This is a genomic window from Catenulispora sp. GP43 (genome assembly GCF_041260665.1).
In the GTDB taxonomy this organism is placed as follows: Bacteria; Actinomycetota; Actinomycetes; order Streptomycetales; family Catenulisporaceae; genus Catenulispora.
Genome location: NZ_JBGCCT010000024.1, coordinates 131,700 through 147,183, shown reverse-complemented (window position 1 = coordinate 147,183; position 15,484 = coordinate 131,700). Strand labels below are relative to the sequence as shown.

The 15,484-nt window shown below is 72.1% G+C and carries 10 protein-coding genes; 4 read left to right on the top strand and 6 right to left on the bottom strand.

Going from position 1 to position 15,484, the window contains the following annotated elements; translation table 11 throughout:
- Positions 1–122: 122 nt before the first annotated feature.
- The 4 genes from ABH926_RS37545 to ABH926_RS37530 form a co-directional block, all read right to left on the bottom strand.
- Positions 123–371: an acyl carrier protein gene (locus ABH926_RS37545; RefSeq protein WP_370370722.1), complete on the bottom strand. Its 249-nt coding sequence runs from the start codon at positions 369–371 to the stop codon at positions 123–125.
- 63 nt (positions 372–434) lie between these two features.
- A complete protein-coding gene (locus ABH926_RS37540) occupies positions 435–1,445 on the bottom strand; it encodes a ketoacyl-ACP synthase III (protein WP_370370721.1) in 1,011 nt (336 codons plus the stop codon).
- 56 nt (positions 1,446–1,501) lie between these two features.
- On the bottom strand, positions 1,502–2,695 hold the full coding sequence (locus ABH926_RS37535) for an acyltransferase domain-containing protein (protein WP_370370720.1): 1,194 nt from the start codon (positions 2,693–2,695) through the stop codon (positions 1,502–1,504).
- Positions 2,696–2,775: 80 nt separating this feature from the next.
- A complete protein-coding gene (locus tag ABH926_RS37530) occupies positions 2,776–3,999 on the bottom strand; it encodes a PucR family transcriptional regulator (protein WP_370370719.1) in 1,224 nt (407 codons plus the stop codon).
- Positions 4,000–4,171: 172 nt separating this feature from the next.
- Between ABH926_RS37530 and ABH926_RS37525 the strand changes: the two genes are divergently transcribed.
- On the top strand, positions 4,172–5,776 hold the full coding sequence (locus ABH926_RS37525) for a hypothetical protein (RefSeq protein ID WP_370370718.1): 1,605 nt from the start codon (positions 4,172–4,174) through the stop codon (positions 5,774–5,776).
- A gap of 293 nt (positions 5,777–6,069) precedes the next feature.
- On the opposite strand, the gene ABH926_RS37520 is transcribed toward ABH926_RS37525, so the two are convergent.
- Both ABH926_RS37520 and ABH926_RS37515 read right to left on the bottom strand, forming a co-directional pair.
- Positions 6,070–7,995, bottom strand: coding sequence for a peptidoglycan-binding protein (locus ABH926_RS37520; protein ID WP_370370717.1), 1,926 nt, complete (start codon positions 7,993–7,995; stop codon positions 6,070–6,072).
- A gap of 264 nt (positions 7,996–8,259) precedes the next feature.
- On the bottom strand, positions 8,260–9,567 hold the full coding sequence (locus tag ABH926_RS37515; protein ID WP_370370716.1) for a peptidoglycan-binding protein: 1,308 nt from the start codon (positions 9,565–9,567) through the stop codon (positions 8,260–8,262).
- A 211-nt stretch (positions 9,568–9,778) separates the two neighbouring features.
- Here ABH926_RS37515 and ABH926_RS37510 point away from each other — a divergent pair, with 211 nt between their 5' ends.
- The 3 genes from ABH926_RS37510 to leuS all read left to right on the top strand — a co-directional run bounded on the left by ABH926_RS37510 (position 9,779) and on the right by leuS (position 15,481).
- The gene (locus ABH926_RS37510) at positions 9,779–11,629 is read left to right on the top strand and encodes a phosphatidylglycerol lysyltransferase domain-containing protein (protein WP_370370715.1); all 1,851 of its coding nucleotides are present in this window, start codon (positions 9,779–9,781) and stop codon (positions 11,627–11,629) included.
- A gap of 86 nt (positions 11,630–11,715) precedes the next feature.
- Positions 11,716–12,408 (top strand): lysoplasmalogenase, encoded by a 693-nt coding sequence (locus tag ABH926_RS37505; RefSeq protein WP_370370714.1) that lies wholly within the window; start codon positions 11,716–11,718, stop codon positions 12,406–12,408.
- A 196-nt stretch (positions 12,409–12,604) separates the two neighbouring features.
- Positions 12,605–15,481 (top strand): leucine--tRNA ligase, encoded by a 2,877-nt coding sequence (gene leuS, locus ABH926_RS37500; RefSeq protein ID WP_370370713.1) that lies wholly within the window; start codon positions 12,605–12,607, stop codon positions 15,479–15,481.
- Positions 15,482–15,484: the final 3 nt, after the last annotated feature.

Here is a 15,484-nt window from a genome sequence, read left to right as displayed (position 1 = left end):
TCTCTGGTTCCACGGGTTCTGCCGGCCGGACGACCGTTGTGCGCTACTTCGGGTACCGCTGGTACTTCAGGTCCTGCTGGCATTGCGGGTACTGCGGTGAAGCATCACGCCTGGCGCGTGGCTCAGGCCTGGTTCTTCTGGATGTAGCCGACGGCGTCGCCGACGGTGGACAGGTCCTTGACCGCGTCGTCCGGGATCTTGACGCCGAACTTCTCCTCGGCGGCCACGACGACCTCGACCATGGTCAGCGAGTCGACGTCCAGGTCGCCGGTGAACGACTTGTCCATCTGCACGTCGGCGGCGTCGACGCCGGCGACCTCTTCGACGATCTCGGCGAGGTCCGAGAGGATCTCTTCCTGGGTCAGAGCCATTGTGTGGCGCTCCTTCGTTGTTTTCTCTTCATTGGGTGGTGGGATCCGCGTGTCCGCGAAGCCCTAGGGGAGACTAACGACCTGCGCCGCGTACACCAGACCCGCCCCGAACCCGATGAGCAGGGCCAGGCCGCCGTGCGGCGCGGAGCCGTCGGAGAGCATGCGCTCCATGGCCAGCGGGATGGTGGCCGCGGAGTTGTTGCCGAACTCGGCGATGGTGCGCGCGACCGGCACGTGCTCGGGCAGGTCCAGGACCTTCACCAGCCGGTCGGTGATGCGCATGTTGGCCTGGTGCGGGATGAAGGCGTCCAGGTCGCCGGCGGTGATGCCGGCCTCGGCCAGCGCCTTCAGCGACACCTCGGCCATCTGGTAGGAGGCCCAGCGGAAGACGGCCTGGCCCTCCATCTGCAGGAACGGGCCGCGGACCTCGCCGCCCTCCTCGTCGGGCTCGGGCGCCTCGCCCCAGGGGAAGGTCTGGGTGATGGTGCCGTACTTGTCGCCCTCCGAGCCCCACACCACCGGGCCGATGCCGGGGGTGTCGGACGGGCCTATCACCACCGCGCCGGCGCCGTCGCCGAAGATGAAGGCGGTGCCGCGGTCGTGGATGTCGGTCAGGTCGCTGAGCCGCTCCACGCCGATCACCAGCACGTACTCGGCGGTGCCGGCCTTGACCATGTCCGAGGCCTGCGCCACGCCGTAGCAGAAGCCCGCGCAGCCGGCCGAGATGTCGTAGGCCGCGCCGTTGGTGCCGATCCGGTCGGCGACCAGGCAGGCCAGGGCGGGGGTCTGGTGGAAGTGCGACACCGTGGCGACGATGATCGCGCCGACCTGGTCCCCGGAGATCCCGGCGGCGGCCAGCGCCTTGCCGGAGGCCTCGACGGCCATCTCCAGGACGGTCTCCTCCGGCGTGGCCCAGCGGCGCTCGGCGATGCCCGAGCGCGTCCGGATCCACTCGTCGGAGGAGTCTATCCAGGTGCAGACCTCTTCGTTGTCGACGACGCGGCTGGGCACGTAGCCGCCGACACCCATGATGCGGGTGTGCGCCGCGCCCTGCTTCTCCCTGATGGTTGCCATGATCGGATCCCCTCTTTTCGACTGTCGGGCCGGCCGGGACTGGCCTGGGACGGGCCCTAAGCGAGCGAGCCTGTCGGATGGACGCGCAGGAGCGGCTGCCCCGGCGCGACCGGATCCCCGTCCTCCACGAGCCACTCGAGGACCTGGCCCTCGTGCCGCACCGTGATCTCGTGCTCGGCACCGCGCGCGACCACGGTCGCCACGGCGGTGTCCGGCGCGAGCTTGTCTCCGGCCTGGACCGCGCCGCGGCGCACCGTCCCGCCGTGCGGAGCGATCACCAGGCGCCAGGTCGGGGCGGCGTCCAGTTCGTTGGCCTCGGCGGGCTCGGCGTGCTTGGCGACGAACTCGCGCGCGGCGTCCAGGTCGTCCGGCGTCTTCAAGGCGAAGGTCTCCACGCCCTTGAGGGCACGCTTGGCCAGGCCCGTCAGGGTTCCGGCCGGCGGCACCTCGAGGATTCCGGTTACCCCGAGTTCGCCGAAGGTATCCATGCACAGGTCCCAGCGCACCGGGTTCGACACCTGCGCGACCAGGCGGCGCAGCACCTCGCGGCCGTCGTGCACGACCGCGCCGTCGGCGTTGGACACCAGGCGGGTGCGCGGGTCGCGGGTGGTGATGCCCCTGGCCAGCGTGGAGAGCTGCTCGACGGCCGAGCCCATGTGCTGGGTGTGGAAGGCGCCGGCGACGCTCAGCGGCCGCAGGCGGCCTCCGGCCGGGGCGTCGTCCTGGAACCGGGCCAGGTCCTCCAGCGTGCCGGCGGCCACGATCTGCCCGGCGCCGTTGTTGTTGGCCGGGATCAGGTGGTGCTCGGCGATCTTGGCCAGCACCTCGTCGCGCTCGCCGCCGAGCACGGCGGTCATGCCGGTCGGGGTGACGGCGGCGGCCTGGGCCATCAGCCGGCCGCGCTCGCGGACGAAGACCATGGCGGCCTCGGCGCTGATCACGCCGCTGCCGGCGGCCGCGGTGATCTCGCCGACCGAGTGGCCGCCGGCCGCGCCGACCATCTTGAAGGCGTCGGCCGGGTGCGGGAACAGCGCCAGCGCCGAGGCGATGCCCGCGGCGACCAGCAGCGGCTGCGCGACCGCGGTGTCCTTGATGGTGTCGGCGTCGGCCTCGGTGCCGTAGTGCACCAGGTCCAGGCCGGACACGGCGGACCACCAGGTCAGCCGGTCGGCGAAACCCGGGACTTCGAGCCACGGGGTGAGGAATCCGGGGGACTGGGCACCCTGGCCCGGCGCGACGAGAACTAGCACGTCATTCACTCTCGTTCGTCAACCTCGAGATTGCCTTTAGCGGGGCGGACGAAGATCTTGGTCTGGATCTTGGAGGTTTCCTACAAAGGGTTCGCGGGCCCCGCCAGCCTTCCCAAGGCCAGCGCCATATGGAGGGTGAACGCCGCGCGCGGCTGCGCGGGGTTGAGCCCTGTGAGTTCGCTCACCCTTTTCAGCCGGTACCGCACCGTGTTGGGATGAACGAACAGCATCCGGGCGGCGCTCTCCAGGGAAGCGGCCTGTTCCAGATAGGCCGAGACGGTTTCCAGCAGAGCCGCGCCCGCGGACTCCAAAGGCCGGTAGACCTCGGTGACCAGTTGGGCCTTCGCCGCCTCGTCGCCGGCCAGGGCGCGCTCGGGCAGCAGTTCGGCGGCCAGCACCGGGCGCGGGGCGTCCGGCCAGGCGCCGGCGGCCCGCACCGCGGACAGGGCGGCTTGGGCGGAAATGCCCGCCGACAGGAGGTCTTCGACAACGGGGCCGATCACCAGCGGTCCCGGCCCGAACTCGTTGGCCAGCGCGCGGGTCGCGGTCAGCGGATCCTCGGCGCCGCCGATGATCACCACCAGCCGGTCCGACTGCACGCCGGTGAGCACGGTCAGCCGGGCCCGGCGCGCGGCGCGGTGCACGGCGTCGGCGACCAGCGCGGTGTGCTGCCGGACGTTCTCCCGGTTGTCCAGCGGCTTCGGGGTGGTGCCGACCACGACCACCAGGCCCGAGGCGCTGTCCCAGCCCAGCGCGGCGGCCCGGGAGCGCACCGTGTCGTCCAGCACGTCGCCGCGCATCAGCTCGTCCACGACCAGCGCCTCCAGCCGCGCGTCCCACGCCCCGCGCAGCTCCGCGGCCTGCGCGTAGACCTGCGCGGCGGCGAAGGCGATCTCGCGGGAGTAGCGCAGCATGCCCTCGCGCAGCGCCGCCTGCTCCGCCGGACCCTGCGCGATCTGGCCGATGCCCTCCTCGACCACCTCTATGGTGGTGCGGACCAGCTCGACGGTCTGGCGCAGCGTCACCGAGCGGGTCAGCTCGCGCGGGGCGGTGCCGAAGACGTCGGCACTGATCGCGGTGCGGTCCTGCGGGTTGCGGAACCACTCGACGAAGGCCGCGATACCGGCCTGCACGACCAGGCCGATCCAGGAGCGGTTGTCCGGCGGCATGGCCCGGTACCAGGCCAGGCGCTCTTCCATCCGCTGGATGGCCACCCCGGCCAGCGAGCCGATCGCCTTCTCCAGGCGCCGGACCGCGGCCGCACGTTGCGCGGGGGTGAGGTCGTCAGTCGTGCCGGTGGTCATCTCCTCATTCTCGCTCACGGAATGGGACGGCTGTGTCCACGTTCCTGACAGCGGTCCGCTGTGTGACGCGACGCACAGCCGTCTGCCAGGGCTTCGTCGTATGCATGACTAGTCGTGGACGAGCGCGTGGCGAAACGGTCATTCCTCAGCAACCTGGTATACGTGGGCTGTGATGGACACGCACCACCGGGGACCCGCGACCGCGATCACCGAGCTCCAGGGCACCGCCGAACAGGGCCGCCTGGTGCTGGCCGAGGTGCTGGACCGGATCGAGGCGGCGTTCCCGGCCGCGGCGCGGCGGCACCGGCTCGGGCCGGGGGCTTGGCTGGTCCCGCTGGGGGCCGGCGGGGATGGCGGGGATGGCGGGGCCAGCGGGTCCGGCGGGTCCGGCGGGTCCGGCGGAGACGGCAGGGATGGCGGGCATGGCAGCATGCTGATCGCCATCGCCCCGGCGTGCCGTCCCCGCGATCGGGGCAACGCGCAGCTGGTGCTGTCCGCGACGTTGCTGAACTGTGCGGACCTCAGCGAAGCGGACGCGGCGCGGGCCCTGGGCTGTCTGGAAGGCGTACCGTTCACCGCCTTCGAGACCGAGGCCTTCGCCAAGCAGCTGCCGCTGCTGGCCGGACTGCCGGAACAGGTCCCGGACAAGCCGCTCGGCCGCTGCGGGGTGGTGCTGGTCGGGCACCTGCTGTCGGACCTGGTGGTGCAGGCCCAGACGCTGATCGCGCTCGGCGCGCGGCCGGAGGCGATGACGGTCCTGAAGAAGGACTACCCGTACAAACTCCGGCAGCGGGTGGAGGCGCACCTGGCCGCGCTCGGCATCGCGGTGCTGCCGGCGTCGGATGCGGAGATCGCGGTGCGGCTGCACGCGGCGAGGGTCGCCGAACCGAGCGTGGTGATCGGCGACGGCGGGCAGGTGCTGGCGGCGCTGACGAAGCTCGCGCCGGACCTGCTGCCCCGCTTCCAGGGGCTGGTCGAGCAGTCGTTGCCGGGTATCGGAGAGTGCGAAGACACTGACGGCGACGGCGATGGCGACGCTGACGGCGATCGCCCGGCACCGGTGCCCTTGCCGGTGTTCAGCGCGGCCCGCAGCGCGGTGAAGCGCGGCATCGAGGCGCACTGGATCGCCGAGTCCGCGGTGCGCTCGATCCGCGACCTGCTGCCGGGGGAATCCTTCGACGGAGCGCCCGCGCTGGTCATCGGCTACGGCACGGTCGGCGCACAGGTGGCGGCGGTGCTGCGCGGCCAGCGGATGCGGGTCGCGGTGTACGACACGGAGTGGCGCAAGCTGGTGGCGGCGCACGAGGCCGGATTCCTGACCGCACCGGACCTCGGGGCGCTGCTCGATGGCCACCGCCCTGCACTGATCGTGTCCGCGACCGGCCGCACCGGCCTCGGCGGCGAAGACCTGGACTTCCTGCCGGGGGACTGTTTCGTCGCGAGCGTGTCGGGACGCGGCACCGAGATCGACCTGCCGGGCCTGGCCGAGCGCGCCGAGCGGATCGACGAGGTGGCACGCGTGGGCGTCTGCTACACGCTGCCGAACGGACCGGTCACGGTACTGGCCGACGGGCTGCGGGTGTGCACGCCGCGCGGCGACCGGGCGCCGGCCCGGCAGTCGGACTTGACGATGGCGGTGCTGGCCTGGGGCGCGTGCACGCTGGCGCGGCCCGGGCACGGGTTCCCGGCCGGGCGGGATGTGGGGCGGACGGATGCGTCGATCACCGAGAGCGGGTTGGTGGAACGGTACTACCGGCTTTATGGGCCGGATTGCTGAGAGCTGATTGGGCCCGGGGCGGGGGCGGCGCGATCGGCAAGGCCAGGTCGGCGGCTTGTGCCCGGCCCGGCTTGCTCGCCGGGGCTCGCCGGGGCTTGACTGGTGATGCTTGATCGGCGGGGCGTGCTCGGCTGGGGCTGGCGCGGCCTTGAATGCGTGGCAAAGCCCGGTTGGCTGAACCTGCTCGCCAGGGTGCGGCCGGCCAAGGCCCGCTCATCGTGCCCTGATTTATGGTCGCGCCGGGAGTTTCCCGGTCCCGGCGCGACCTTTCGGCGTCGGCGTCCGCGTCGGCCTCAGTGAGCGGCCAGCGTGTTGATCGCCGCGGCGGTGGTCGGGCCGCAGACGCCGCGCGGGTCGGTGGTGATGTTGAGCATGTTCTGGACGTAGGCGACGGCTTCGGTGGTGCGGGTGTCGTAGACCCCGGTCACCGGGACCCAGGTGGGGGTGCCGAGGCGGTCCAGGAGGGTCTGCAGGACGGAGACGTTCGGGCCGGTGTCGCCGGCCTGCAGGGTGCCCGCGCTGGGGGAGATCTGCGGCGTGCTCGGGTCCGGGGTGCTGGGGGCCGAGGAGCTGGGCGTGGGCGCGGGGGTGGTGGGGGTCGGCGTCGTCGGGGTGGTCGGCGTCGGAGTGGTCGGCGTGCCCGGGGTGCCGGGGGTGCTCGAGACCGGGGTGTTCGGCAGCGACGAGGTCGGCGGGGCCGGGGTGCTGGGGTCCGTCGACGTGCTGGTCGGGCCGCCCGGGGTGCTGGGTGCGCTGGAGACCGGGCTGGTGGCCGGGGTGCCCGGCTGGGTGCTCGAGACCGGGCTGTTCGACGGCAGTCCGGGCGCGGAGGTGAGCGGGGTGCCGGGCGCGGAGGAGGTGCCGCCGGCTGTGGTCGACGTGCTGGGCGCCGTGCTGCGCGAGCCGGGGGCGCTGGTCTGCTGGCCGGGGTTGAGCCCGGTGAGCGTGCCGCCGCCGGAGGTGGTCGCGTCCAGCGGCGAGGTCGCCGGATCGGAGCTGGCACCGGGGTTGGCCCCGGTGGAGCCGTCGGAGGGGGCATTGCTCAGATCGGTGGTGATCGTCGACCCGTTGCTCCCCGAGGACATGTCCACCGCGGAGCCGGGGGCCCCGGAGGACACCGCGTGCACCAGCCCGAGCGCGCCGCCGCCGGCCGCGAGCACCGCGGCGATCGGCACGGCGGCCCGGAAGGCGGGACGCCGCGGGCCCCTGTGCCGGCCGCCGGAGTTGCCGCCGCGGTCGAACGGGGGCAGGTCGTCGTCATCGCCGCCGCCGAAGAACCCAGACCCGGACCCGGGCCCCGACGAGGCCGGCATCACCGCGGTCTCATCGGCCGGACGCTGGATCAGATCCCGGCCGGTCGCCCGCTCGGACAAGCGCGTGACCTCGGTGCGGCGCTCCGGCAGCCGGGAGTCGGAGCCGGCTATTCGGCGCTCCTCGGCGGCCCGGAACCACTCGGGCTCCGGACGCCGGGACGGAGCCGGGGCACGCAGGTCGCGGGTCAGGCCCTCGGCACGCTGGGCAGCGGGGGTCGTGGACTGGCGCTGGGGGAGAGCGCTCTGGCCGGCGGGAGTGGCCGGAGAAGCCGGAAAAGACGGAGCGGCAGGAGCAGCCGGGCGTGCCTGGAAGGACGGGTGCTGCTGGCCGGTCGGCGTCGCGGGCTGCGGCTGAGCCGGGCGAGGCTGGAAGGACGGATGCTGGCCGGTGGGCGCTGTGGGCTGCGGCTGGGCCGGCCGAGGCTGGAACGAAGGATGCGGCTGAGCCGGTCGCGGCTGGAACGAGGGATGCTGCGCTGCGGCGGGCTGCTGCGGTGCGGCACCCGGCGCTCCGGACTGCGGCGCATTAGGCCGAGGCTGGAAGGAAGGGTGCGGCTGAGCTGGTCGCGGCTGGAACGAGGGATGCTGTCCGGCGGCGGCTTGCTGCGGCGCGGCACTCGGTCGCGGCTGGAACGACGGATGCTGCGCACCCTGCCCCATCCCCGCCTGCTGCCCGCGACCAGCCGGCTGCTGTCCGTACCCGGCAGCCGGTCCCGATCCCGAGCGGGGTCCCGGTCCCTGCCCAAGTCCCTGTCCCGCACCGGGCAGCCAGGACGGATCCGGCACGCGCGGCTGCGTCATCGGCAGGTTGGCCTCGGTGTGCGGCGCGCTCGTGCCCCGGTCTCGGCCGGGCACGGCGCGCGTCTGTCTCGGGGCCGGTCGGCGGCCTCCGTTCGTCTCAGCCACGCTGAACTCCTCCGTTCGCGGGCCGGGGCCGGGTGGCGCCGGCTTCGGTCTGCTCTCGCGGGGATTCGGTGCCGGTCGCGGGCTCGTGGCGGAGCCTGTCCGCTGCGCGCTGCGACCGCACTGGTATCCCGGGTAAGTCGGGCTCCAAAGGCTGCTGCGGTGCGGACATCTCTGCCTCCGTAACGTCCTTCGTGGCGTGGCGCGACTTCGGGCGATCACCGACGCTATCACTCTGATGTTCGTCCCGGGGCCCGAATCCGGCTATCAGCCCACGGCCTGCTGCAACGCCTTGTCGGTCGCCGGGCCGTAAGTGCCGTAGGGGTCGGGCGGGCTGGTGCCGGGATTGTTGTCCTGGAAGGCCTCGACCGCGTTGGTGGTGGCCTGGTCCCAGGCGCCGCTCACCTTCACATTCGACCAACCCCAAGTGCTTTTCTGCCAATTCTTGAGGTTTTGTTGCAATTGCGAGATCGCTGGGCCGTTGGGGGAGCCCGGTCCCAGGCTCGTGAACGTCGGCGACGGCGTGCTCGGCGGCGGCGGCGCCGCCGAAACCGAGGTGGTGGCCGTGGTCGACGGCGCGCTGCTCGGCCGCGACGCCATCGACGAGCTGCTCGGCGTCGACGGGTGCGAGGACGACGAGGTCTTCGACGCCGACGTCTTCGTGGTGTGCGACGGCGAGGGCGTGGTGGCCGAGGACGAGCTGGCGTCCGAGGCCGTGCCGGTCGGCGCCGGCGCGGCGGGGGCGCTGCTGTCCGACGGCGTGCCCGGGTCCCCGGACGCCCCGGTCGTGGTGGTCGACCCGGCGGCTGCCGGTCCCGCCGCCGGCGAGCTCGATCCGCTCCCGAGCACGCTGTACGCGGCCACCCCGACGACCGCCACGCCGGCTAAGAGCGCGCCGATCTTCAGCGCGCGCGGCGGACGGCCGGTACCGCGGTGCCGGCCGAAGTCGCCGTCGTCGTGGAAGTGCCCGTGCTCGCCGGGTGGCGCGTTGTCGTGGTCCGGGTGGCCATCGCCTTCGTAACCCTCATAGCCGTCGTAGCCGTCGTCGGCGGGCACGGCCAGGATCGGCATCGTCGTGGTCAGGTCGCTCAGCGCCGGGGCCGGTTCCGGCTGCTGCGGCGGGGTGTGCCGGGCCACGGCGCGCGGCGGCGGCATCGGCGTCGAGAGCAGGCCCGGGACCTGGTGCGGGTCGGCGTCGTGCGGGGGTCGGGGACCGGGGACGCCGGCGCCCTGGCCCGCTCCGTTGGCCCGGCCGCGCCCGTTCTGGGCCGTCCGGCCGCCGTCCGCGCCGCGTCCGTTCGGCTGCTGCTGCCGCCCGTTCTGCCGCCCCTGCCCGCCGCCGGCCGCGCCCTGCCGGGGCCGCCCGCCGGGTGCCCCGCCGTCAGCACCCTGACGCCCGCGCCGTCCGGCGCCGGACTCGGCGCCGGAGTCGGCGCCGCCGGGCCCGGCCTTCACGAACGGCCGCACCATCGTCGGGTCGTCCTCGACGTAGTCCTCGGGCCGCTGCGACCGGTTCCCGCCGGGGCGTCCCTGACCTTGCCGTCCAGGCTGCCGCCGTCCGGGCTGTTGCTCCATCGGGTCTGCCCCCAACATCGTCCGCCAGTGATCGCATTGGTAACCGCCCCACCCGCGGTGACCCGGAGAGTACCAGTAGTCCCAGGAGCCGGTGCCCGAAAGGCCCGACCCGCCACGCTCCGCTCAGGGCACTCCGGGATGAACCCGGGCGTTGAGTAGATTGGACCGCTATCAGCTTCGAAACCATACACAGCCGGAGGTAAGGGTTCGGATGACGGAGACCGCGACTGCGGGCCGCGCGCAGCGCTTCCGCGCCCGGATCCCCATGCTGCTGGTCTGGTACTGCCGGATCGTGGCGCTGGCCTCGATCCTGTCGGCGCTCTCGCCGCGCACCAACGAGCGCATCGACCGGCTGCCGGACTACCTCCTGTTCAGCCTGGGCTTCCTGCTCGGCGTGCCCTCGATCGGCTTCGGGGTCCTGATGCTGATGCTCGGCGCGGCGGTGCGCCGGCGCAAGCGGATCGCCTGGTGGCTGCTGATGGTGCTGGGGCTGTTCGTCGGCCCGCTGGGCTGGCTGGCGATCAGCGCGCTGCTCTACACCGTCACCTCGGCCGACCTGCAGCCGCTGGCGCCGCTGATCGTGGCGTTCGTGATCCAGGCGCTGTTCATCGGCCTGGTGATCTGGGCCCGCAAGGAGTTCTACGCCGTCTTCGACGCCGCGAACTTCCGGCTGGCCCTGGTGGTGCTCGCCGTCTCGCTGGCGCTCTCGACGGTGCTGGGCGTCACCCTGGTGGCCTGGAACGACGCCAACCCCGCCACCGACCTGGGCGATCAAGCGCTCTACACGCTCAAGGCGGGCATGGCCGGGACCGGCATCTGGTGGTACAACACCGCCGTCGAGGTGCCGCACTGGGTGGACGTCACGGTCAACCTGATCGGCAGTGTGATGATCCTGGCGGTGGCCTGGGCCCTGTTCCAGCCGCGCCGCGGCACCGTGCGGCACCAGCCCGAGGACGACGACCGGCTGCGCACCCTGCTGGACAAGTTCGGCGACCAGGACTCGCTGGGCTACTTCAACCTGCGCCGGGACAAGGCGGTGAAGTGGTCGCCGTCGGGCAAGGCGGCGATCGCCTACCGGCCGGTCGGCGGGGTGTCGCTGGCCTCCGGCGATCCGATCGGCGACATCGAGGCCTGGCCCGGGGCGATCGAGGCGTGGCTGGCCGAGGCCCGGGAGCACGCGTGGGTCCCGGCCGTCATGGGGTCCTCGGAGGAGGGCGGCAAGGTCCTGGCCCGGTTCGGCCTGGACGCCATCGAGCTCGGCGACGAGGCGGTGGTCGAGGTCGACGAGTTCACGCTCGAGGGCCGCGCGATGCGCGTGGTCCGGCAGGCCTACAACCGGGTCGAGCGCGCCGGCTACCGCACCCGGATCCGCCGGCACGCCGAGATCCCCTCCGACGAGATGGCCGCCCTGATGCGCCGGGCCGACGACTGGCGCGACGGCAGCGTCGAGCGCGGCTTCTCGATGGCGCTGGGCCGGCTCGGCGATCCGGCGGACGGCCAGTGCGTGATGGTCGAGTGCCTGGACGGCGACGGGGCGCTGCGCGCGCTGTTGTCCTTCGTGCCGTGGGGGACCAAGGGGCTCTCGCTGGACCTGATGCGGCGCGCGCGCGGCACCGAGAACGGCCTGGTGGAGTTCATGGTCATCGACCTGATCAAGGCCGGCCCGAAGCACGGCGTGGAGCGCGTCTCGCTGAACTTCGCCATGTTCCGCAGCATCTTCGAGCGCGCCGGGCGCATCGGGGCCGGGCCGTTCCTGCGGCTGGCCCGGGTGGTGCTGTCGGTGTTCTCGCGCTGGTGGCAGCTGGAGTCGCTGTACCGGGCGAACATGAAGTACCGGCCGGTGTGGGAGCCGCGGTACCTGTGCTTCCCCAAGGCTCGCGACCTGGCGCGGATCGCCATCGCGGCGGGGCGGGCAGAGGGGTTCCTGGCCTTCCCGACTCCGCGGTTCCTGCGGATCCGGCGCGAGCCGGAGTTGGCGGCGGCTCCGGTGGCCGCGCCGGCCCAGGTCGAGTTGCCCGCGTCGCCTGATGAACCGCACCCGGAACAGCCCCGCGAAGACTGAACGTTTGAGCGTCGTACATATATACAAGGAGAGGCTTCGCGGGCAGCACTGCTGACAGCGAAGCTACTGAGTAGTAGCTTTCCGCTGTGCCCCTCACGCTGACGCTGCTCACCCTCGTGATCGCCCTCGCCGACTGGACCGCCGTGTCGCGGCGCGCCATGGACCCGGCCTCGGTGGGCGCGCGCCGTGCGGAGTACGCCGCTAAGCCGTTGACCATGGTCTTGCTGATCGCCGCGGCCCTGGCCATCGCGGACGGGCACGACGCCAAGGCCTCCATCGTGGCCACGATGGCCGCGGCCCTGGTGCTGAGCCTGATCGGCGACGTCTTCCTGATGCTGCCGGAGGACTCGCCGTCGGCGGACCGCGACTTCGTGGCCGGCCTGGGCGCCTTCCTGCTCGCGCACGTCGCGTACATCGCCGCCTTCGTCCAACTGCACGCGCACGGCGGCTACGCGATCTCCTTCGTCATCACCGGCCTGGTCCTGGCCGGCGCGCTGTTCGCGACCGTGGGGCTGCGAGTCCAGCGCGCGGCCGCCGAGGAGGATCCCGCGCTGGGAGTGCCGGTGCTGGCCTACGTCAGTGTCATCTCGCTGATGGTGGTCGCGGCCTGGTGGACCGGCGACATGCGCATCATCCCCGGCGCGCTGCTGTTCGCCGTGTCGGACGCGATGATCGGCTGGACCCGGTTCGTCCGTAAGGACTGGGAGCTGGACGTGCCGATCATCGTCACGTACCACCTTGCGCAGATCCTGCTGGTCCTGGGACTGGTCCGCAGGTAGGGCCGATATCGCCGGGACGTCGCTGGTACCCTTGAGGCATGCGGGCTGTGACGCTGCTTCTTAGTTCGCCGCGCTGAAACAGGACGGGGCCGCCCAAGGCTCCGGTCAGCGCGGCTCCCCTCCATGCGCGAGGGGCTTTTTCATTTCCAGCCCATATCTGATTCTGACCAGACGTATCTTGAGGACTGAGACGACGATGAGCGAGCAGACCACACAGCCCAAGCCTGCGAGCGACGACCCGAAGTTCCGGTACACGGCTGCTGTGGCGGCCGAGATCGAGCCCAAGTGGCAGGAATACTGGGCCGCGCACCACACCTTCGAGGTTCCCGACTGTCCGGCGGACACCATGGAGCCCAAGGCCTACATCCTGGACATGTTCCCGTATCCCTCCGGCGCCGGCCTGCACGTCGGCCACCCGCTGGGCTACATCGCCACCGACGTGCTGGGCCGGTACAAGATGATGACCGGCCACCAGGTGCTGCACACGATCGGCTTCGACGCCTTCGGCCTGGCCGCCGAGCAGTACGCGGTCGAGCACGGCATCCACCCGCGGGTCAGCACCGAGCGCAACATCGCGCGCTACAAGGAGCAGATCCACCGCATCGGCTTCGGCCACGACACCCGGCGCGGGGTGTCGACCATCGACGTGTCCTTCTACAAGTGGACGCAGTGGATCTTCCTGCAGATCTTCAACTCCTGGTACGACGACCAGGCCGACAAGGCCCGCCCGATCAGCATGCTGATCGGGCAGTTCGCCTCCGGCGCCCGCCGCACCCCGGACAACCGCGCCTGGCAGGACCTGTCCGCGCAGGAGCAGGCGACGATCATCGACTCGTACCGCCTGGCCTACATCGCCGAGGCCCCGGTGAACTGGTGCCCCGGCCTGGGCACCGTGCTGTCCAACGAGGAGGTCACCGCGGACGGCCGCTCCGAGCGCGGCAACTTCCCGGTGTTCAAGCGCAACCTGCGCCAGTGGATGATGCGCATCACCAAGTACGGCGACCGGCTGCTGGCCGACCTGGACCGGCTGGACTGGCCCGAGCCGATCAAGCTGCAGCAGCGCAACTGGATCGGGCGGTCCGAGGGCGCGCGCGTGCACTTCCCGGTCACCGCGGTGGACGGCTCCGAGAAGACCATCGAGATCTTCACGACCCGGCCCGACACGCTGTTCGGCGCCACCTACATGGTGCTGGCGCCGGAGCACGAACTGGTGGACTCCTTCGTGGCCAAGGAGTGGCCGGCCGGCACCCGCGAGCAGTGGACCGGCGGGCACGCCACCCCGGCCGAGGCCGTCGCCGCCTACCGCGCGCAGGCCGCGGCCAAGACCGAGGTCGAGCGGCAGACCGAGGGCCGGCAGAAGACCGGCGTGTTCACCGGCACCTTCGCGGTGAACCCGGTGAACGGCGAGGGCGTGCCGGTGTTCATCGCCGACTACGTGCTGATGGGCTACGGCACCGGCGCCATCATGGCGGTGCCCGCGCACGACCAGCGCGACTTCGAGTTCGCGCGGGCCTTCGACCTGCCGATGCGGATCGTGGTGGCGCCGCCGGCCGACTGGTCGGAGAACGTCGAGGACTGGACCGAGGCCTACGACTCCAAGACGGCGCAGATTACCAACTCGGCTAACGACGAGGTGTCGCTGGAGGGGCTGCCGGTCCCGGCCGCGATCCGCGCCATCTCCGAGTGGCTGACCGCCAAGGGCATCGGCGAGGGCACCGTCACCTACCGGCTGCGCGACTGGCTGTTCTCGCGCCAGCGCTACTGGGGCGAGCCGTTCCCGATCGTGTACGCGGCCGACGGCCCGGAGGCCGGGATCGCGCGCGCGCTGCCGGAGTCGATGCTGCCGCTGGAGCTGCCGGAGGTCGACGACTTCTCGCCGAAGACCTTCGAGGCCGGCGACGTCACCAGCGCCCCCGAGCCGCCGCTGGCCCGCGCCGCCGAGTGGGTGAACGTCACCCTCGACCTGGGCGACGGCCCGCGTCAGTACCACCGCGAGACCAACACCATGCCGCAGTGGGCCGGCTCGTGCTGGTACTACCTGCGCTACCTGTCGCCGGGCGACGACGACCGGTTCGTGGACGCCGCGGCCGAGAAGTACTGGATGGGCCCGCAGGACCCCGAGGACACCGGCGGCGTGGACCTGTACGTCGGCGGCGCCGAGCACGCGGTGCTGCACCTGCTGTACGCGCGCTTCTGGCACAAGGTGCTGTTCGACCTGGGCCAGGTCACCAGCGCCGAGCCGTTCCGCAAGCTGTACAACCAGGGCATGATCCAGGGCGCCTCCTACACCGACGCCCGCGGGGTCTACGTCGAGGCCTCCCGGGTCGAGGACGTCGACGGCCGGTTCGTCTACGAGGGCGAGGAGGTGACCCAGCACTTCGGCAAGATCGGCAAGTCGCTGAAGAACGTCATCTCGCCGGACGACATGATCGACGAGTACAGCGCCGACACCCTGCGCATCTACGAGATGTCGATGGGCCCGCTGGACATGTCCAAGCCCTGGGACACCCGCGCCTCGATCGGCAGCTTCCGCTTCCTGCAGCGGCTGTGGCGCAACGTGATCGACGAGGAGAACGGCGAGGTCACCGTCGTCGACGCCGAGCCCGACGAGGCCACGCTGCGCGCCCTGAACAAGACCATCGACGGCGCCCGCGCCGACATGGAGGGCATGCGCTTCAACACCGCGATCAGCAAGCTGATCGAGCTGAACAACCACCTGACCCGGCTGTCCGCGGTCCCGCGCTCGGCGGCCGAGGCCCTGGTGGTGCTGACCGCGCCGTTCGCCCCGCACATCGCCGAGGAGCTGTGGTCCCGCCTGGGCCACGACGGCCCCGTGGCGCGCGCCGCCTACCCGGTCGCGGACCCCGCGTACCTGGTGGACGAGACCGTGACGTGCGTGGTGCAGGTCGCGGGCAAGGTGAAGGACCGCCTGGAGGTGCCCCCGGGCATCGACCAGGACGCGCTGCGCGAGCTGGCGCTGGCCTCCGAGGGCGTGCAGCGGGCGCTGGAGGGGCGCGGCGTGCGGACGGTCATCGTGCGGGCGCCGAAGCTGGTGAACGTGGTGCCGGCGTAGGTT